We start from the raw sequence: 18,417 nt of genomic DNA, 5'->3' as shown, positions 1-18,417 counted from the left end.
ACAAGCGATTCGTGAGTCATCGCAGCGTAGAATCACAACCGATTCCCCGCTGCAACTCCTATCTTAGCGCATATGCCGTCGTGGGGGAGATTAGCCGCCATGCCGGCTTTCGCCAATCGCCAACTGCGCGTGCAAGGCCGCGGACAACTCCGGCAGCCCTCTCCAACTTCAAACAGAAACGCCGCGGTCCAGGCCGCGGCGTTTTCGAAATCAATCTTCTGAGCCGAGCCCTAGCTTGACGGCTGAGGCTCCATGCCGCCTTCGGGCTCCGGGCCCTTCTTGCGGCGGCTGCCGGACTTCGGCACGGCCGAGCCGCGGCTCGGCGGCGTGTCGTCGCCGAGATCGCGTGCCGGCTTGTGGCCGGCGATCAGCTGCTTGATCTCGTCGCCGGACAGCGTCTCATATTCCAAAAGCCCCTCCGCCAGCGCGATCCATTCCTTTTTCTTCTTGGTCAGGATGGATTTGGCCGTCGAATAGGCCTCGTCGATCAGCCGGCGCACTTCGGCGTCGATGATCTGCGCCGTCTCTTCCGATACGTTCTGCGTGCGCGCCACCGAATGGCCGAGGAACACTTCCTCCTGGTTGTCGCCATAAGCGACGTGGCCAAGCTTGTCGGAAAAACCCCAGCGCGTGACCATGGCGCGCGCCAGCTTGGTTGCCTGCTCGATGTCCGAGGAGGCGCCCGAGGTGATGTTCTCCTTGCCGAACTTGAACTCCTCGGCGACGCGGCCACCCATCATGATGGCGAGGCGCGAGATCATGTATTTGTAGCTCATCGAATAGCGGTCGCCTTCCGGCAACTGCATGACCATGCCAAGCGCCCGGCCGCGCGGGATGATGGTCGCCTTGTGCAGCGGATCGGCCGACGGCACGTTCAGCGCCAGGATGGCGTGACCGGCCTCGTGATAGGCGGTGAGTTCCTTCTCGGCCTGGGTCATCGCCGACGAGCGGCGCTCGGCGCCCATCATGATCTTGTCCTTGGCGTCCTCGAACTCGGCCATGGTGACAAGGCGCTTGTTGCGCCGCGCCGCCATCAGGGCGGATTCGTTGACGAGGTTCATCAGGTCGGCGCCGGAAAAGCCCGGCGTGCCGCGTGCGATCACCTTGAGGTCGACATTGGGGGCCAGCGGCACGTTGCGCACATGCACCTTCAGGATCTTCTCGCGGCCGACGATGTCGGGGTTCGGCACCACCACCTGGCGGTCGAAACGGCCGGGCCTGAGCAGCGCCGGATCGAGCACGTCCGGCCGGTTGGTGGCAGCGATCAGGATGATGCTTTCGTTGGATTCGAAGCCGTCCATTTCGACCAGCAACTGGTTCAGCGTCTGCTCGCGCTCGTCGTTGCCGCCGCCGAGGCCGGCGCCGCGATGGCGGCCGACCGCGTCGATTTCGTCGATGAAGATGATGCAGGGCGCATTCTTCTTGGCCTGGTCGAACATGTCGCGGACGCGGCTAGCGCCAACGCCGACGAACATCTCGACAAAGTCCGAGCCGGAAATGGTGAAGAACGGCACGTTGGCCTCACCGGCGACCGAACGGGCAAGCAGCGTTTTGCCGGTCCCGGGAGGGCCGACGAGCAGCACGCCGCGCGGAATCTTGCCGCCAAGCCGCTGGAACTTCTGCGGATCACGCAGGAATTCGACAATCTCTTCCAAATCCTGCTTGGCTTCGTCGACGCCGGCGACATCCTGGAAGGTGACGCGGCCATGCGCTTCAGTCAAAAGCTTGGCCTTCGACTTGCCGAAGCCCATGGCGCGGCCGGAGCCGGACTGCATCTGGCGCATGAAGAATATCCAGACGCCAAGGATGAGGATCATCGGCAGCCAGGAGATGAGATAGCTGAACAGCGAATTGGAACCGTCGGATTCGGGGCGCGCGTTGATGGTGACGTTCTTGTCCTGGAGTCTCGAAACCAGCGATGGATCACCCGGCGAATAGGTCTGGAAGCCGGTAGAGGTGTCGGTATAGGTGCCCGAGATGCGGGCGCCCGCGATGGTCACCGTCTTGACCCGGCCGGCCGCGACGTCCTGCAGGAACTGCGAATAGGGGACGTCACTCGCTGCTCCGCGCGTCTGCGGCGTCTGGAACAGATTGAAGAGAGCGATGAGCAGGACCGCTATGATCGCCCAGAGCGCGAGATTGCGATAATTCGGATTCATCAATTGTCCCGTTGGTGTCCGCCAGCGGACACGCGTCGTGAGAGGAAACTTGGGTCTAACATAGGGATGGCGCCCTTCATTGCCAAGCAGAACAGCATGTCGCGGTTAAGCTTTCGCCCATGATCAATCGGCAGTGTGGCCGCCGAAAGGCGAGGCAGGAAGTCGCGGCGCACCGATCAGCGCGGCGACAGTTCCGGCCGGCGCCAAGTCGAAGGACGGCAGGAAGCGGGCAAAGGGCGCGACGACCGGGCATACCGCCATTCCTGGCAAGACCGGGCTGTCGCTAGGATATTCGCTTGCGCGCCACAGCACCGGCTCGGCCGCCAGAGCCGCGCGGACAAGGCTTGGCTGCGTGCCGTTTTCGGCAATCGCCAGTCTTGCGGCACCAGCCGCGCCGAGCGGCGCGATCAAAAATGCACCCGGCTCGTCGCCCAATGTGATCCTCCGGCGACCGTCCCAGAGGGCATTGTTCACGGCAGGCGCAGCGGGCGGCAGGTTGCGGGTTTCGCGACGCAGGAAGATGCCGGCACGCCGCGCATCGACCACCGTCCGCGACAAAGTAGCGCAAAACGGGGCAGCCAAAATTGGGGTTGTGCCAGGAGATCCGGGCCTCAGCCGGTTGAGCAGCGCCTCGCTGCGAGCCTGACCGGGCAGAAACGCAACGCCGCCGACAGTCGCCAGCAGGATGCGCAGCGCGTATACGGCCGCCGCCTCGTCGACGGCTGTCGCAAAGCCCGGATCGAGACGGACAAGGCCGGCTGCGGGCCTGCTGGCAAAGCCACGGATCAGCGCGGCGGCGCGATGGCCAAGCTGCTCGCGCTCTACCGCAGCCCGCGCGGCCAACGCCAACGCCTCTTCCCGCGCACCATTGCGGTCGGCAAGCGCTGCGCGGATACGCGGCCTCTCGAAAGCCTCGTCTTCATTGGTCGGGTCTTCGGCCCAGCCGACATTCGCGCGCCGCAGGACTTCGCGCAGCGCCGCACGCCGTGTGCCGAGAAGCGGCCGTGCGATCCAGATCCGCCAGTCATAGAGGGTGGCCGGTGACATGCCGGCTAGACCTCGCTCTGGCTCTCGCGCCCCCTCCTGGCGAGCTTGCCGCATCAGCACCGTCTCGGCCTGGTCGTCGGCCGTGTGGCCGGTCAGGATCAAGCCGATACCTTCCGCCTGAGCCGCCTCGGCCAGCAGCCGGTAGCGTGCCTCTCGCGCGGCAGCCGGCAGACCGGTCGACGGCTTGCGTCCGGACCAGACCAGGATGCGGTGGGCAATGCCGCGCCCGGCGCAAAGCCTGGCCACGGCCTGTGCTTCCGCTGCCGAGCCCGGCCGCAGAGCGTGATCGATGGTCACAGCCAGCAATTTCGTTGCCGGCGCGGTACGGTCGAGATGATCTTTGAGGAGAAGGAGAAGGGCGGTCGAGTCGCTGCCGCCGGACACGGCCGCAACAGCGCCGCTGGTAAAGTCGATCTGCGAAAAAACCGAACGGTCAGGCTCGGTTTCGGGCATCAATGCATGTCGCCCAAAAGTGGCCCCGGATTTGGGGCAACAAGTCTTGGGGCAACGACATGCAGGAGAAAAACTAGCACGCCGCGAGCGCCCTTTCCTGCTTGACGCGTTCCTTGAGCGCGCCGGAAACGTTCGGATAGCGCTTGCCGATTTCGCCGAAAGTGGCGCAGGCCACGTCGCGCTGGTTCAATCCGACCAGCGACACACCGAGCTTCAGCAACATGTCGGGAGCCTTCTTGGCCTTCGGATAGTCCTTGCTGGCGGCGAGAAAGGTCTCGGCCGCGTCGCGGTATTTTTGCTGGCCGAGCAGCGACTCACCCAGCCAGTAATGCGCGTCCGCCGTCTTGGCGTCCTTGGGGAAGCGGGCGATGTGGTCGCGAAAACCCTGTTCGGCAGTGCCGTAGTCGCCCGACAGGATGAACTGATAGGAATTGCGGTAAAGCTCCTCCGGGTCGTCGGTGGCAGGCAGCGCTGCGACCACCGTATCGTCGGACTTGCCGGCCTGGTCGCCGGCAGCCTGGTCGCCGGGGACGGGGGCTGTGTTCTGCGCCGGTGCATGTGCCCGCGCGTTGCCCTCGATCACATTGCCGTTCTTGTCGACGGTGATGGTGCCGAACGTCTTCGGCGGCGTGCCCGGGATCACCGCGCCGGGTTCGCCTGTCGGTGATTCGACGATGACCTCCTGGCCGCCGGCGGGCGGTGTGCCGGCATCGGCCGGCGGCTGCGTCGCCGGAGCCTCGGCGACGCTGCGGTCGGTGTCGGTGGTGGCGTCCGACTTCTTCTGCTCGCGTGGCTGCTGCGCGCCTTGCGAGCCGCCTTCCAGCTGCTGGAAGCGGAACTCGTTGTCTTCCTGCTGCTTGCGGATCTGCTCCTGCATCTGCAGCACCTGGAAGTTGAGCTCCTCGATCTTGCCGTTCATTTGCCGGAGCTGTTCCTCCAGCGCGGTAGATCCGGTGCCATCCTGTGCATATTGCACCTGATCCGGTTTCTTTTTTTCACCGAAAATGCCGAGCGTCGGCAGGCGGAAGGAAAAACCGCTTTTTTCTGTGCCTTGCTCATTGCCGACTGCCGGGGCAGCGACGCTTGATACGAGCAGCAACGCAAGCGTGCCGCTCAAGACCGATCTGAAATGCATGTGCCTCTCGCCGTGGATTTGTTTGCCTGTTGCATGCCTTCCGATCGGAGTGGACCGTCAGGCGCCTCGGTTATTACCAAGGACGCAGGACTTCGGCCAAATTTTGTTTCAAGTCCCACATCCGGGCGCCGGACATGAAAAAGGCGGCCGCAGCCGCCTTTCGCACGCAGGTGTTGCATTTCTGCCGATCGGAAAATTGCCGATCAGGAACCGGCGCCGCTGATCGTGGTGACGGCGCGGCGGTTCTGCGACCAGCAGGAGATGTCGTCGCAAACCGCGACCGGACGCTCCTTGCCGTAGGAAATGGTCTTCAGGCGCTGGCCGGAAACACCCCTGGCGACGAGAAAATCGCGGGTGGCGGCGGCGCGGCGGGCGCCGAGCGCCAGATTGTATTCGCGCGTGCCGCGCTCGTCGGCATGGCCTTCGATGACGATGGCATACTGCCTGTACTGATTCAGCCATTGCGCCTGGCGCGAAAGCGTCGTCTGCGCGTCGGCGCGGATCGAGGACGAATCCGTGTCGAAGAAGATGCGGTCGCCGATGTTGACGGTAAAATCCTGGGCCGATCCGGGCGTTGCCGCCCCGGCGCCGCTGAGACCGAGATCGGCGGCGCTGTTCAGGTTCTTCTTCGAGGCGCAGCCGGCGATGGCGAGCAATGCCACCAGCGCGATCATCGCCGGGTTTCTGGTAAGTGCTGCGATACGGCCCATGCCGCCTCTCCTTCGCAATTCGAGTGATTTCGTTGATCGTCCAGTAACCACGTTTGGGTTAACCGGCGTTCAAGAAACACGGTTAAAATTTGGTTTCGGCTGCCGTCCACAGCCGTTTTGCCCAAGGGGAATCCGACGAGGCAACAATGCGCGCGGACCGTAGGCAGAAATGCGGCTGAAACGCGACCAAGCCGTGGAAAGTTGGAATTGAAGAATTGAAGAATTGAAGAAATGAGGAACCTGCCGAGAGGTCACCTTAGCTTCTCTCTCAGTTTCACCAGCATTCCATGGATGTTGGCATAGCATTGCAACCACTCGTCGCGTTGCGCTTGTGTGATGTACCCTAGGTCGAACGCGTATGAAACCCACGTTTCCACTTCACTGCACGACCCCAGAACCATCGAAATAAACCGTGCGAATTCGAACTTGGAGTGGGTCTGTTTGGCAAATCCCTCAGCCAAATTGGCGCAGATCCCCTTGCTGGAACGACGCAATTGATCGGCCAATGCGTATTGCTCAATTTTCGGGAAAGCTAGGGTGGCTCCGTGCACGTCAAGAGAAACCGCATAAGCGCGCTTATAGACCTCTAGATCCCTCGCTCGCTTAATGTAGCCTCCCGTTTTCTCCATCTCTTCAATTCTTCAATTCTTCATCTCTTCAATTCTTCATTTCTCCAATTCCTCAATTCCTCAATTCCCCTTCCAGCCTACTCGAGCAGCGGCGACCAGGCCGGGTCCGAAGCGAAATTCGAGGTCGGGATCGACTGTTCGTTGCGGCCGGTGAGATCGACCGAAACTAGTTTCGGGCCGCCGGCTGAATCGCGGAAGAACATCAGCACCCGGCCGTTAGGCGCCCAGGTCGGCCCCTCCTGCTGGAAGCCGGTTGAAAGGATGCGCTCGCCCGAACCGTCGACGCGCATGACGCCGATCTGGAACTCGCCGGCAGTCTGCTTGGTGAAGGCGATGAGGTCGCCGCGCGGTGACCATACCGGCGTCGAATAGACGCCGTCGCCGAAGGAGATGCGGGTCTGGCCAGAACCGTCGGCGCCCATCACATAGATCTGCGCGCGGCCGCCGCGGTCGGAGGTGAACACCACCTTGCTGCCATCCGGCGAATAGGAGGGCGAGGTGTCGATGGCCGTCGAGTTGGTGAGCCTGGTCGTCGAGCGGCTTCTCAAATCCATGGCGAAGATGTTGGAATTGCCGTCGTCGCGCAGCAGACTCATGATCACCTTCTGGCCGTCGGGCGAGAAGCGCGGCGCAAAGGTCATGCCGGGAAAATCGCCGACCAGTTCGCGCTGCCCGGTCTCGATCTGCAGCAGATAGACCTTCGGCTGGCCGCTTTCATAGGACATGTAAGTGATTTCCTGCCGGTTTGGCGAGAAACGCGGGGTCAGCACGATCGACCTGCCGTCCGACAGGTAGCGGATATTGGCGCCGTCCTGGTCCATGATGGCGAGGCGCTTCTTGCGCGCGTTCTTTGCACCCGATTCGTCGATGAAGACGACGCGCGTGTCGAAATAGCCCTTCTCGCCGGTCAGCCGCTCATAGATGGCGTCGGCGATGATGTGGGCGACGCGCCTCGTGTTGGCGTCGTTGGCGAAGAACTGCTCGCCCGACATCTGCTGGCCGGCAAAGGTGTCCCACAGCCGGTACTGGGCGCGGACGCGGCCATCGGCCTCCTTGCTGACGCTGCCGGTGACCAGCGCCTGGGCATTGATCACCTTCCAGTCCTCGAAGCGAGGCGTGGCATCCGGGTTCGAGATCTTTTCGATGAAGGCGCTCTTGTCGATCGGCGCGAACAGGCCAGAGCGTTTCAGGTCTGCGCTGACGATGCCGGAAATCTCCGCGCCCAACGCATCGCCGCCCTGGAAATCGGTGATGGCGATCGGCAGCGGCTCGACATTGCCTTTGTTGACATTGAGCTCAACGAGCGCCCGCGCCGGCAAGGTGGCGGCGGCAGTCATGCCCAGCGCCATCGCTACGATCATCAGGAGCGGCTTGAGGATGGATTTCATGTCTTCTCGCTTCTCTTCAATGATTCTACGGGGCGCCAAGCCTACAGGCCCAGCATCTCCCTCGGATCGAACGTGACCCGGACGTCGGCCCAGATGTCTTGTTTTCCCGCGGGAACCTGCAGGCCGGCCACATCGCATTTCTGAACCGCGCGCACGGCACTTTCGTCGAACGGGCGGTTGCCGCTCGACGTTTCGACGGATGGCCGTCCATCCAGCTTACCGGAGGCGTCGAGGTTGAACCGGACGACGACGACAAAGTTCTCGGAGCCTTCGAGCCCTACCGGCAAGGTCCAGCAGCCACCAAGCTGGGCCTCCAACGCCCCCTGTTCCGATCTCGAAAGCTTCTGGCCCTGATCCTTGTCCCCGCCGAGCGATGCTTGCTGGGTCGAGCGCTTGGCGCCGCCGCCTGATGGCTTGCGCTTGTCGAGCAGCGCCGAAATCTCGTCGGCATTGAACTGCTTGTCTTCCGATTTCGGCTTGGACGAGGCTTCCTTGACCGGCTTGTCGGCGTCCTTGCGCTCGGGCGCCTTGGCGCTTTCGGCCTGGGCCGGCTGCGGCTTCGGCCGCGCCTGCGGGGCGGGCGCCGAGTCCGGAAGCTGCGTCTCCTCGCTTGGCGGCTCCTGGGCAATCGCTTCGGCGACGGCGTCCGGCTTGACCTCGGGCTTCGGGTCGATGGCGGCGGTCTTGTCCTGCGGCGGCGTCGGCGCCGGCTCCTTGGCCGGCGTCGGCTTGGGCTCCGCCTGCTTGACCGGCTCCGGCTTGACCTCTTCCTTCGGCTGCGGCACCGGTGCGACCTCCGTCGCCGGAACAGGCTTCGGCGGCTCCTTCGGCTTCGGCGCGTCCTCGGGCTTGGGCTTTTCTTTCGGCGTCGGCGCCGGCGGCGGCGCCTCAGCCTTGTCGACGGGCTGTGGCTTGGGATCCGGCGTCGGCGGCTTGTCGGTATCGACGCTGGCGTCGCCGACCGTCTTCGCGTCGGCCACGATGTCCGGGCGCTGGGTCGGCAATGGCGCCGGCTTTTCGCTCACCGCAGCTTTCTTGTCGCCTTGCTGTAGCTGCGCGATCGCTTCCATCGGCACGATTTCGACCGCCAGCGACTCGGCATCGGACGCCGGCAACGCCGCCGGCGCCGACAGCGTGAACAGGCCGAAGCCGATCGCGACCGCATGCAAGATCACCGATGTGGTGAGGCCGGTTCTCATTTAGCGTCTACTGATCCTGTTCCTGCAACGAGACCAGGCCGATGTTCTTGTAGCCGGCGGCCGAGATACGGGCCATCACCCTCATTGCCGTGCCATAGTCGGTGGACTTGTCGCCGCGGATGAAGATGCGCTCGTCATAGCCGGTCTTCGAAATCGCCTGCAGCTTCGCCACCAGTTCCTCAACCGGGATTTCAGTCTCCTGGAGATAGATCTGGCCGGCAGAGTTGATGGAGACGGTGATCGGCTGCGTGTCGACATTCATCGCCTTGGCCTGCGTGTCCGGCAAGTCGATCGGCACGCCGACCGTCAGCAAGGGCGCGGCGACCATGAAGATGATCAACAGCACCAGCATCACGTCGACCATCGGCGTGACGTTGATTTCCGATATCATGGCGTGATGGCGGCCGCGCCGCCTGTGGCCGCGACCACCGCGTCCCCCGCCACCCGCGCCTACAGACATTCCCATGATTGTTCCTCAGGCCTTCTGCGCGACTTTTTCATCGATTTGGCGCGAGAGTATGGCAGAGAACTCGTCCGCGAACCCTTCCATGCGCACGGCGATCTTGCTCGCGTCCGACGACAGCTTGTTGTAGGCGATGACGGCGGGGATAGCCGCCAGCAGGCCTATTGCCGTGGCCAGCAGCGCCTCGGCAATGCCGGGTGCGACCACCGACAGGCTGGTATTCTTGGATGCCGCGATCGCCTGGAACGAGGTCATGATGCCGATCACGGTGCCGAACAGGCCGATGAACGGCGCCGCCGAGCCAGTGGTGGCGAGAAAGCCAAGCCGTCCTTCCAGTTTTTCCATTTCGCGGGTCAGCGCCAGGTCCATCGCCTTGTCGATGCGGGTCTGCAGGCCCAGCGGCGATTTCGCCCCCTTCTCGAAACTCTTCTTCCATTCGCGCATGGCGGCGACGAAGATCGCGCCCATGCCTGACGTCTTGCGGTCTGCGAGCGTGCGGTAGAGCTCTTCCAGCGACTGCCCGGACCAGAACACCTGTTCGAAGCGATTGAGCGCGAGCCGCATGCGGCCATAGGCGACGAGCTTGTCGACGATGATCGCCCAGGTCCAGATCGAGGCGCCGAGCAGCCCGATCATGACCAGCTTGACCACCCAGCCGGCCTGCGTGAACAGCGCCCAAATCGACAAATGCGCGCCCGGTTCGGCGAGTGCGATATTTTCCATGGTTACGTCCTTAAGAATTTTCCGGGCACGGCTGGCGGCTGGCCCATAGGCATCCCTTGCAATCCGTTCGCGCAAAGCTTGCGGAATAACCCCAAAATGCACCGTAGGCGGCCTTTTCAGGGCAAATCTTGGTGAAAGGAAGGCGCTGGATTCCTCCAATCTTCACCACTCTCTTCATGAACCGTTATGGTTAAGGATGGGTTAGGACGCACAGCGCGGCGCATTGCCGCGCCTTGGGCGAGCCACCTGGCATCGTCAGCGGATCATTGGGATCGGTAACTTGCCGATTTGAACTACCGATTTGTCTTGGGCATAAAGGTTGCGATCCATTCCTTCGGAAAGCGCCTTGGCCGGCCGTTCTCGCCGATGATCGCCGCCTCGACCCGCGCCTCGACCAGCACCTCGCCGCCGCGCTTCAGCTGCTGCGCCATAAAGATGCGGGCGCCCGAAATGTCCTCGGTGCGCGTCTCGATGGTCAAGACATCGTCCATGCGGGCGGAGCCGCGAAAGTCGATCTCCATGCGCCGCACCACCCAGATTATTCTTTCGCCGTGCTTGCCGTCGGCAAGCTCGATGTGGTGGACGCCGGCAAGCCTGAGATAATCGGAACGGCCGCGCTCGAAGAATTCGAGATAGCGCGCGTGATAGACGACGCCGGAGAAATCGGTGTCGGCATAGTAGACCCGCGCCATCAGCCGGTGGCCGAATTCGGTCAGCGCGCCAGAAAGCCCGGCGCAGAGCGCCGCCGATTCACCATGATCGTCCATCGCGCTTTCCTTTTTTGGCCTGACCGGGCACCTAAAGCGCGACGCGGTTCAGGTTCCGGGCGCGTCGTTGTCGCAAAACCGCTGCGCAGTTTTGGGCAACACGCATTAGCATTTAACTTGGCGCATGAACCCGATGGCACTGTTGGCGGCGATGATCAAGACCTTGGTGGCGGCGCTGCTTGTGCTGGCCGCGCTGGTGCTGCCGGGCCAGGCGGCAAGTTTTTCGATGAAGCGCGGCCTCAATCTCGACCAATGGACGACATGGCCGGGCGAGGACAAATGGGGCGACCGGCGGGCAATCCTGCCCTATCCGGAATGGCGCAAGTTCCTCAACGACGACGACCTCAAGGCGCTGAAGAGCGCCGGCTTCGATTTCCTGCGCATGCCCGTCGATCCGTCGCCGTTTCTGTCAGGCGAGACGCTGACGCTGCGCGACGAGCTCTATGCCAGCGTGCTGGCCTCGGTGCGCATGATCAATCGCGCCGGCTTGAAGGTGATCGTCGACATGCACCTGATCCCCAGCGGCAGCAGCCGCAAGATCGGCATGGGCGAGGTGATGGACGATCCACAAATGTTCGACGCATATGTCGAAATGGTGCGCAAGATGGCGCGCACGCTGGCCGATGAGGATCCGCGCCAAGTCGCTTTCGAGCCGATGAACGAGCCGGTCATCGACTGCGACGCCGACGGCACCGGCCTGTGGCCGGAGCGCCAGCAGAAACTGTTCGCGGCGGCGCGTTCGTCAGCCACCAGGCTCACCCTGATTCTGACCGGCGCCTGCTATTCCAATGCGGTATCGCTGGCAAAGATCGATCCGAAGGCGATCCCCGACGACAACATCATCTGGACCTTTCACTCCTACGACCCGTTCCTGCTGACCCATCAGGGCGCGACCTGGGCCGGCGACTTCATCCCCTATGTCACCGGCCTGCCCTATCCGCTCAGCGCCGTCTCGCGCGCCCAGCTGGATACTGCGCTCGATACGATCCGCGCAAGGATCAAGGCCGAGGCGCCATGGGCGCGCCAGAGCGGCCTGCTTGCCTATCTCGACGAGCAGGTCGCCAGCCTGGACACCGACGAGGAGCTGCGCGAGACGATGGATGCGCCGTTCACCAGGGTCGAGGCCTGGGCAAAGGCCAACGGGATAAAGCCGGAGAACATCACGCTCGGCGAATTCGGCATGATCCGCCAGGAATACGGCAATGCCTACGTGATGCCGGCCGAATACCGTGCCGCTTATGCCAGGGACATGATCGCGCGCGCCGAAGCCTATGGCTTCGCATGGTCGGTCTGGAGCTATGGCGGCGCCTTCGGCATCGTCGACGCTTTTGATGGCGACAAGGCCGAGCCGGATGTGATGGACGCGATCAGGTCACTTCATTGAAGTGCTGAACCCAGGTCGATCGAAAGAATCTCTGGACGCATCCCGAAACGCACCGGCAGGATGCTGAAACCGAGGCCTCCGGAGACGATCAGGTTGCGGTTCTCCTCCACGACATGGCCATAGGCAAAACGGTTGCCGAAGCGGGATGGCACGACCGGAGAATAGCCGAGTAACCGCACCTGTCCACCATGGGTATGACCCGAAAGAGTCAACGATACCCGTGATGGGACCTTCGGAAAAATGTCCGGCTCATGTGCCAGCAGGATAACAGGAGCCTTGTCGCTTACCTTTGCCAGCGTGCCGCGCAGATCGTCCAGTCCTTTGAACCTGCTGCGGCCCCAGGCCTTGCCCGGCCGCAGCGCAAGTTGGTCGGCAAGTCCGGCGACCCAGAAGCCATGCCCGTCTTTTTCCAGGCGCACCACATCGTTTTCCAGGACCGGTATGCCGGCGCTCTCGAGCGCCCGGCGCGCCACCGTCGGCCCCAACCCGGCCTTCTGCGCGGAAAGGTCCTCCCACCAGTCATGATTGCCAAGGATTGACCACACCCCGAGTGGCGCCTTCAGGCCTGACAATGCCGGCGCCCATTCGGAGGAGCCCACCCAGTCCGTAACCAGGCGTGTGCCGGCTGCATAGTCGCCAAGCAGGACAATCAGATCCGGCTGCAGGCTGTTCGCCCGTTCGGCAAGTGACCTGATCCGCTCCGGCGTCATCCATGGCCGACAGGCATGAATATCGGCGAGAGCGACAACGCGAAGCCGCAATCCTGCAGGCCAGTTTGGCGGGGTCAGTGAATGGCGCTTTACATGTGTCAGCAGCATCGGCTCGAGGCCAACCGCATAAGCGCTGAGCGACACGGCAGATAGGAAGGAACCGCCGATGAGGCGCAGGAAGCCGCGTCTGGTGATCATCGCTCAACCCCGTCACTCGTGGAACCGACGGTCCCACAGCGAAGCGTTAGAGCCCGCAAATGCGCCGGCAAGCTGACCAGGATTAGGAGATTTTGCGCAGGAATGGAGCCGCAAGGCCGCGCGGCTACTCTTCCTGGAACAGGCTGATCTGCTGCTGCGCCAGGTCCTTCGGCGCATCGAGGCCGAGATGCCGCCAAGCATTGGCGGTCAGCACGCGGCCGCGCGGCGTGCGCTGAATAAAACCCTGTTGGATCAGATAGGGCTCGATGATGTCCTCGATGGCGTCGCGCGGCTCGGAAAGCCCTGCCGCGATGGTCTCGATGCCGACCGGCCCGCCGCCAAAATTCCGAGCGATCATCGAGAGATAGCGGCGGTCGAGCGCGTCGAGGCCGAGCGCATCGACCTCGAGCCGCGTCAGCGCCTCGTCGGCGATCTGGCGGTCGACGTGACCGTCGCCGGCGACGGAGGCAAAATCGCGCACGCGGCGCAACAGCCGGCCGGCGATGCGCGGCGTGCCGCGCGCGCGCCGCGCGATCTCCAGCGCGCCATCGTCACCGAGCGGCATGGCAAGGATGCGGGCGCCGCGGCGCACGATCTGCTCCAGTTCCTCGACCGAGTAGAAATTGAGGCGGACCGGAATGCCGAAGCGGTCGCGCAGCGGATTGGTCAAAAGGCCGAGCCGGGTGGTGGCAGCGACTAGGGTAAAGCGGGCAAGATCGATCTTGACCGAACGCGCCGCCGGCCCTTCGCCGATGATCAGGTCGAGCTGGAAATCCTCCATCGCCGGATAGAGTATTTCCTCGACCGCCGGGTTGAGCCGGTGGATCTCGTCGATGAACAGCACGTCGCGATCTTCGAGATTGGTGAGCAGTGCTGCGAGATCGCCGGCCTTGGCGATGACCGGACCGGAGGTCGAGCGGAAATTGACGCCGAGCTCGCGTGCCATGATCTGCGCCAGCGTCGTCTTGCCGAGGCCGGGCGGGCCAACGAACAGCACATGGTCGAGCGCCTCGCTGCGGCCCTTGGCGGCCTCGATGAACACTTTGAGATTGGCCCGCACCGCCGCCTGGCCGACAAAATCGCCGAGCGTCTGCGGACGCAAGGTCTGCTCGGCGTCCTCGCCGCGCTTGTCGGGAGCAATGAGGCGTGGCGAAAGGCTCATCAGGCGCGCCCACTTCCATCGCGATCGCCGGCGGCGTGGCGACCGACGGCATCCCCTAGCGCGGCGTCGATTTCCTCCAGCGTGGCAGGCCCGCCGGGCGGATTGCCCAGAAATCCGGCAAGGTCGGCAAATCTATGATTTCGCGGCGTTCCTATCAGAAGACCGTCCATGACCGTCCACGCAACCGTATCGCCCGCCTTGAGCGACAACGCGTCCCGGACTTTCTTTGGAATCGTAAGCTGCCCCCTGGAGGTTAAGCCCGCATATCTGCCCATGCTCTTGTTCCTAGTCGGAATTTATTTCTCGGGCAACGGTCTCACCGCGCCAGTTCCTTCAGCCCGAAGCGGATCAGCTTCGACGCATCCGCGTCCTCACCGGCGCTTTTCAGCGCCGCCGCCACCGCATTGGCGGCCGTATCGCGCGAATAGCCGAGATTGACCAGCGCCGAGACGGCGTCGGTGATCGGCGCCGGCGCGACGCCTTCGCCAAGCTCCTGCTTCAGGCCGATGGTGCCGGAGGCAGCGCCTGCAAAGGCCGGCGCCTTGTTCTTCAGTTCGGTGACAATGCGCTCGGCCACCTTCTTGCCGACGCCGGGCGCGCGGCTGACCATGGCAATATCACGCAGCGCGATGGCATTGGCGAGATCGGCCGGCGCCAGCGTCGAGAGAATAGCCAGCGCCACCTTGGCGCCGACACCCTGCACATTGCTCATCAGCAGCCGGAACCATTCGCGCTCAAGAACCGACTGGAAACCGTACAGCCTCAACATGTCTTCGCGGACATAGGTCTCGATGAACAGCACCACCGCCTCGCCGGGGGCCGGCAAGGCGGCCAGCGTGCGCGCCGAGCAGTGGGCGATATAGCCGACGCCGTGCACATCGATGATGCAGAAATCCTCGTCGATCTCGTCCAGCGTGCCTTTTAGCTTGCCGATCATGTGTGGTCCTTCATGCCAGCGCCGCCAACCTGTAGACAACACTCTGCCGATGATGCGCGTGGCAGATGGCAATGGCCAGCGCGTCGGCGGCATCGTCGGTGTCGAACGTCGCCTTCGGCATCAGCACCTTGACCATCATGTGGATCTGCTTCTTGTCGCCATGGCCGACGCCGATCACCGCCTTCTTGACGGCGTTGGGCGCATATTCGGCAACGACCAGGCCGGCCAGCGCCGGCACCAGCATGGCGATGCCGCGCGCCTGGCCGAGCTTCAGGGTCGCGGCGGCATCCTTGTTGACGAATGTCTGCTCGACCGCCGCCTCGTGCGGCATGGCGGCGTGCAGGATCTCGGCAAGCCCGTCATGCAACTGGCAAAGCCGTGTCGCCAGCGCCGCCTTGTCGTCTGAACGCACGGTGCCGGAGGCGACGAAGCGCAGCGAGTTGCCGAGGCTTTCGACGATGCCCCAGCCGGTGCGCCTCAGCCCCGGATCGATGCCGATGATGCGAATCGTTTCCCCCATCCGCCAAGTCTACCCGTGGCGGACAGCGATGCCAGCGAAATGTGAACAAACCAGAAACGGTTCCGCTGCGTCCCACAGGCTGTTTGAGAATTCGTTCTGACGAGACAGACGGCGTGGTTTGCGAGAACCGAAGCGGAGCGGACATTTGGGTCCGTGAGCCGCGCGTAGATCCCCTCGCTTCAATTCCGATGTCGTAGCGCATCGACGATGACCTTGAACGCGGGAAGATTTTGACGACGGCTCGGATAGTAGAGGAAATAGCCTTCAAAAAGCGGCGACCAATCGTCCAGAAGCTGAACCAGCTTGCCACGTGCGATGTGCTGCTCGACGATGTTCTCCGGGACGTAGGCGATGCCGTATCCACTGGCCGCCGCGCGGACAGTCTGGCCCGGCAGGCCAGATGCTTATCATCACGAGCGGTCAGGGCTGGGTGCAGGAAGAGGGCAGAACCAGCTAGCGCCGTGCAGCAGACGCGCTCGGCCGAAGAGTCCAGCACCTGGTCGGCGATCGGTCGGGCCCAAGCCGTTTCCTCCTCCCGCGCTCCACTTTATTGCAAGTCGGTCAAATTTGAGCTTCCGCATTCATGTTTTGTCGAGCCTGTCTCTTAGAGTCGCTTAAACCTTCTGCGCCGTAGGTTTTGGCCGTGCTGAATCACCGCCAGCGCCGATGACGACGAAATGGGAGAACGCAATGACTCGCAATCACGTTGAACGTCTTGGAGAGTTCAGGGAAATCCTGGTCGCGACTCGACGCGAAGGAGTCCGTAACGTGCACCATACCCGCGACGCAATGCGGGCAAGCGGCTTTCAGATCGGGGACAGCGATGGCTCCAGCTACGGAGCCAAGCTAAAGGAGCTCCAAGAGGAAATCGAGGCAGTCGATCGCGCCCTCGAAGACGAGAAACGGCTGGCCTTGGCCCTTGAAAGTGCGGCTCAACCCCGCCGATCAATCAAGCCGAGAATCGTAAAGGACACATAGAGTCGGCGACGGCCCTTGGTGCCCGTCGCGTGGATATGCCTGCGACATCGTGTCGGGCTCGTCGCCGCCGTGCTACAGAGCCGTGAACGTCATCCGTTGCCATCAAACGGGGCGGCCGAAGCCGCCCTGTGTCGATGTCGAATTTCGTTGTGTCCATCGTTGTCGATGCCGTCGCGACCCTCGCCAACGGCGTTCTTCAGGTATCCGATCTGGCGGATCGCGGTCGATGCGATCGTGCGATCGCGTCATTTCCGCAAGATCTTCTCCATCGCCTTGCCCCTGGCAAGCTCGTCGATCAGCTTGTCGAGGTAGCGGATTTCCTTCATCAGCGGGTCTTCGATGTCTTCCACCCGGACACCGCAGATCACCCCCGTGATCAAATTCCGAGAAGGATTCAGTTGAGGCGCCTGATCAAAGAAATCCTTCAGGCTGGTTTTCTTCCTCAGCTGGGCGTCCAGCCGCTTCTGGGTGTAGCCCGTCAGCCAGCGGATGATCTCATCAACCTCGGCTTTGGTGCGTCCTTTCTTTTCCGCCTTGGCGACATAGTGCGGATAGACGCTGGCAAAGCTCATGGAATAGATTCGATGCTCGGTCATTGCACCCCCCTTATGCGGGCTGGACCAGAGGTTTGAAACAGCGCCGCAGATGTTCGATGCTGTCCGCGTCAATTCTACCCGTGCTCGTCGCCTCGGCAATGCTTTGATCGCGTCGATCGCATCCTGCGACGACTGGATCCGGACGTCGTTATTGATCTTGCCTTCAACGGATGACCCGGTCGCGCTACTCGGGCACAGGTTTGGCTATCCTACCGGGCAATGCAAGATCTAGTGCCTGTCTAGCCTGCCACTGGGCAGTATGGGGACTAGTGAGCGCGGAAATGGCGCGTTTGCGCAATTATGCTCGAAGCCAACCCGGCGGCTTGCGGCCCCATTTCGGCCCGAACACGATTTGAGGATTGGCCCACAAAAGGACGCTCCTGGCGTTTAGCGGAGAATTATCGAACAGTCTCTCAGCCGCGGGCGAAAGCCGTGTTGAGCAGCGTGATCTGATCGGAAACCGGATTGATGCGGCGGCCGGATGGAGCGGCCTCGGCCACGGCGCCGCCGTAGATTTCTTCGTCCATGCGACGCACCAGCGCCTGCAGGCGCAGCGAGCGGTCGATGAGGTCAAGAAAATCCTTGGGCAGCTCGACCCAGCCTGCGGCATCGTTGTTGGCGGAAGCGGTATCGAGACGCACCTTGGATTTTTCGGAAGCAACCTGATCGCGAGTCATCTCGCCGGAATTCGCGGCGCGCTGCAGAAGCAGCCATGAGGCGACCTGCATCAGCCTCGTGGTCAGTCGCATCGACTCGGCCGCATAGAGCGTCGCCGCCAGCCTGGACAGTTTCTTCGCCTCGGCCCGGCCCTTGCCGTCCAGATATTCGGCCGCCTGCTCGACCAGGCCCATGCCTTCCTGGTAGAGCGGCTTGAAGGATTGGGAGAAAACCCGGCGCTCCGCCAGCTTGATGGTTTTCGCGCTTCCCATCGAAGGATCGTTCATCGATACGCCCTGCACTTGCCTTACAGCCGGCCGAATCGGCGTCATCGCCGTCTGCCTGCACCCTATATGACCGAGGCTTGAAAATGCGCTTCGCCGCCGGTGAAGGCAAGCACATGTTTAACAAACGGTTAACGGCGGCGCAGCGGCACGGGCGACCGGCAATCCGGATCGCCGAAAAAAAAGAGCCGCGGATAAGGCGGCTCTCAGGAGTTTAACAGGGAGGCGTCAAACAAAGTGGCTCCAACCACTCGGTAAGAATCCAGATCACTGGATGCGCATAGTAAACGCCCGTAAAGCTTAATGAAGCCCTAACAG

General features: G+C 62.8%; 19 protein-coding genes and 1 pseudogene. 2 read left to right on the top strand and 18 right to left on the bottom strand.

Annotated elements, in window-relative coordinates:
- Positions 1-230 precede the first annotated feature (230 nt).
- The 10 genes from ftsH to ybgC all read right to left on the bottom strand — a co-directional run bounded on the left by ftsH (position 231) and on the right by ybgC (position 10,673).
- Entirely contained in the window at positions 231-2,159 is a 1,929-nt protein-coding gene (gene ftsH, locus AC0L3H_RS16585) for an ATP-dependent zinc metalloprotease FtsH (protein WP_091593402.1), read from the bottom strand.
- A 123-nt stretch (positions 2,160-2,282) separates the two neighbouring features.
- A complete protein-coding gene (gene tilS, locus AC0L3H_RS16580; protein WP_473586181.1) occupies positions 2,283-3,659 on the bottom strand; it encodes a tRNA lysidine(34) synthetase TilS in 1,377 nt (458 codons plus the stop codon).
- 73 nt (positions 3,660-3,732) lie between these two features.
- Positions 3,733-4,794, bottom strand: coding sequence for a tol-pal system protein YbgF (gene ybgF, locus AC0L3H_RS16575; protein ID WP_473586180.1), 1,062 nt, complete (start codon positions 4,792-4,794; stop codon positions 3,733-3,735).
- A 203-nt stretch (positions 4,795-4,997) separates the two neighbouring features.
- Complete coding sequence (gene pal / locus AC0L3H_RS16570) at positions 4,998-5,504, bottom strand: peptidoglycan-associated lipoprotein Pal (protein ID WP_128177544.1); 507 nt, start codon at positions 5,502-5,504, stop codon at positions 4,998-5,000.
- 251 nt (positions 5,505-5,755) lie between these two features.
- Entirely contained in the window at positions 5,756-6,133 is a 378-nt protein-coding gene (locus AC0L3H_RS16565; RefSeq protein WP_473586179.1) for a four helix bundle protein, read from the bottom strand.
- A 77-nt stretch (positions 6,134-6,210) separates the two neighbouring features.
- The gene (gene tolB / locus AC0L3H_RS16560; RefSeq protein WP_245268562.1) at positions 6,211-7,494 is read right to left on the bottom strand and encodes a Tol-Pal system beta propeller repeat protein TolB; all 1,284 of its coding nucleotides are present in this window, start codon (positions 7,492-7,494) and stop codon (positions 6,211-6,213) included.
- Between the two features lie 68 nt (positions 7,495-7,562).
- Positions 7,563-8,720, bottom strand: a complete 1,158-nt coding sequence (locus AC0L3H_RS16555; protein WP_473586178.1) for an energy transducer TonB family protein — start codon at positions 8,718-8,720, stop codon at positions 7,563-7,565.
- Between the two features lie 7 nt (positions 8,721-8,727).
- Positions 8,728-9,186 carry a protein TolR gene (gene tolR / locus AC0L3H_RS16550; protein WP_091593413.1) on the bottom strand — a complete coding sequence of 153 codons (459 nt, stop codon included), beginning with the start codon at positions 9,184-9,186 and terminating at the stop codon, positions 8,728-8,730.
- A 9-nt stretch (positions 9,187-9,195) separates the two neighbouring features.
- Positions 9,196-9,906, bottom strand: coding sequence for a protein TolQ (gene tolQ, locus AC0L3H_RS16545; RefSeq protein ID WP_027152907.1), 711 nt, complete (start codon positions 9,904-9,906; stop codon positions 9,196-9,198).
- Between the two features lie 293 nt (positions 9,907-10,199).
- Positions 10,200-10,673 carry a tol-pal system-associated acyl-CoA thioesterase gene (gene ybgC, locus AC0L3H_RS16540; RefSeq protein WP_473586177.1) on the bottom strand — a complete coding sequence of 158 codons (474 nt, stop codon included), beginning with the start codon at positions 10,671-10,673 and terminating at the stop codon, positions 10,200-10,202.
- 133 nt (positions 10,674-10,806) lie between these two features.
- Here ybgC and AC0L3H_RS16535 point away from each other — a divergent pair, with 133 nt between their 5' ends.
- Positions 10,807-12,057: a glycoside hydrolase family 5 protein gene (locus AC0L3H_RS16535; RefSeq protein ID WP_473586176.1), complete on the top strand. Its 1,251-nt coding sequence runs from the start codon at positions 10,807-10,809 to the stop codon at positions 12,055-12,057.
- On the opposite strand, the gene AC0L3H_RS16530 is transcribed toward AC0L3H_RS16535, so the two are convergent.
- The 6 genes and pseudogenes from AC0L3H_RS16530 to AC0L3H_RS16505 all read right to left on the bottom strand — a co-directional run.
- Entirely contained in the window at positions 12,051-12,965 is a 915-nt protein-coding gene (locus AC0L3H_RS16530) for a metallophosphoesterase (RefSeq protein ID WP_473586175.1), read from the bottom strand. The two genes, AC0L3H_RS16535 and AC0L3H_RS16530, sit on opposite strands and share 7 nt — an antisense overlap.
- A gap of 124 nt (positions 12,966-13,089) precedes the next feature.
- Positions 13,090-14,127 (bottom strand): Holliday junction branch migration DNA helicase RuvB, encoded by a 1,038-nt coding sequence (gene ruvB / locus AC0L3H_RS16525; RefSeq protein ID WP_027152903.1) that lies wholly within the window; start codon positions 14,125-14,127, stop codon positions 13,090-13,092.
- Entirely contained in the window at positions 14,127-14,402 is a 276-nt protein-coding gene (locus tag AC0L3H_RS16520; RefSeq protein WP_473586174.1) for an AbrB/MazE/SpoVT family DNA-binding domain-containing protein, read from the bottom strand. The genes ruvB and AC0L3H_RS16520 overlap by 1 nt, the downstream gene beginning before the upstream one ends.
- A gap of 41 nt (positions 14,403-14,443) precedes the next feature.
- On the bottom strand, positions 14,444-15,064 hold the full coding sequence (gene ruvA, locus AC0L3H_RS16515; RefSeq protein WP_473586173.1) for a Holliday junction branch migration protein RuvA: 621 nt from the start codon (positions 15,062-15,064) through the stop codon (positions 14,444-14,446).
- Positions 15,065-15,074: 10 nt separating this feature from the next.
- Positions 15,075-15,584: a crossover junction endodeoxyribonuclease RuvC gene (gene ruvC / locus AC0L3H_RS16510; RefSeq protein ID WP_287319837.1), complete on the bottom strand. Its 510-nt coding sequence runs from the start codon at positions 15,582-15,584 to the stop codon at positions 15,075-15,077.
- Between the two features lie 179 nt (positions 15,585-15,763).
- Positions 15,764-15,964: pseudogene (locus AC0L3H_RS16505) on the bottom strand (LysR substrate-binding domain-containing protein); the annotation flags it as partial.
- A gap of 310 nt (positions 15,965-16,274) precedes the next feature.
- Between AC0L3H_RS16505 and AC0L3H_RS16500 the strand changes: the two are divergent.
- On the top strand, positions 16,275-16,562 hold the full coding sequence (locus AC0L3H_RS16500) for a hypothetical protein (RefSeq protein WP_473586172.1): 288 nt from the start codon (positions 16,275-16,277) through the stop codon (positions 16,560-16,562).
- Positions 16,563-16,807: 245 nt separating this feature from the next.
- Here the strand turns inward: AC0L3H_RS16500 and AC0L3H_RS16495 are convergent, their stop codons facing one another.
- Together AC0L3H_RS16495 and rcdA are read right to left on the bottom strand one after the other, a co-directional pair.
- On the bottom strand, positions 16,808-17,158 hold the full coding sequence (locus AC0L3H_RS16495) for a DUF2200 domain-containing protein (protein WP_473586171.1): 351 nt from the start codon (positions 17,156-17,158) through the stop codon (positions 16,808-16,810).
- Between the two features lie 413 nt (positions 17,159-17,571).
- Positions 17,572-18,102: a protease adaptor protein RcdA gene (gene rcdA, locus AC0L3H_RS16490; RefSeq protein WP_091593429.1), complete on the bottom strand. Its 531-nt coding sequence runs from the start codon at positions 18,100-18,102 to the stop codon at positions 17,572-17,574.
- Positions 18,103-18,417: the final 315 nt, after the last annotated feature.

It is taken from the genome of Mesorhizobium sp. WSM4816 (assembly GCF_055811535.1).
The sequence above is the reverse complement of the archived record's forward strand: the minus strand, read 5'-3'. Positions and strand labels throughout refer to the sequence as shown.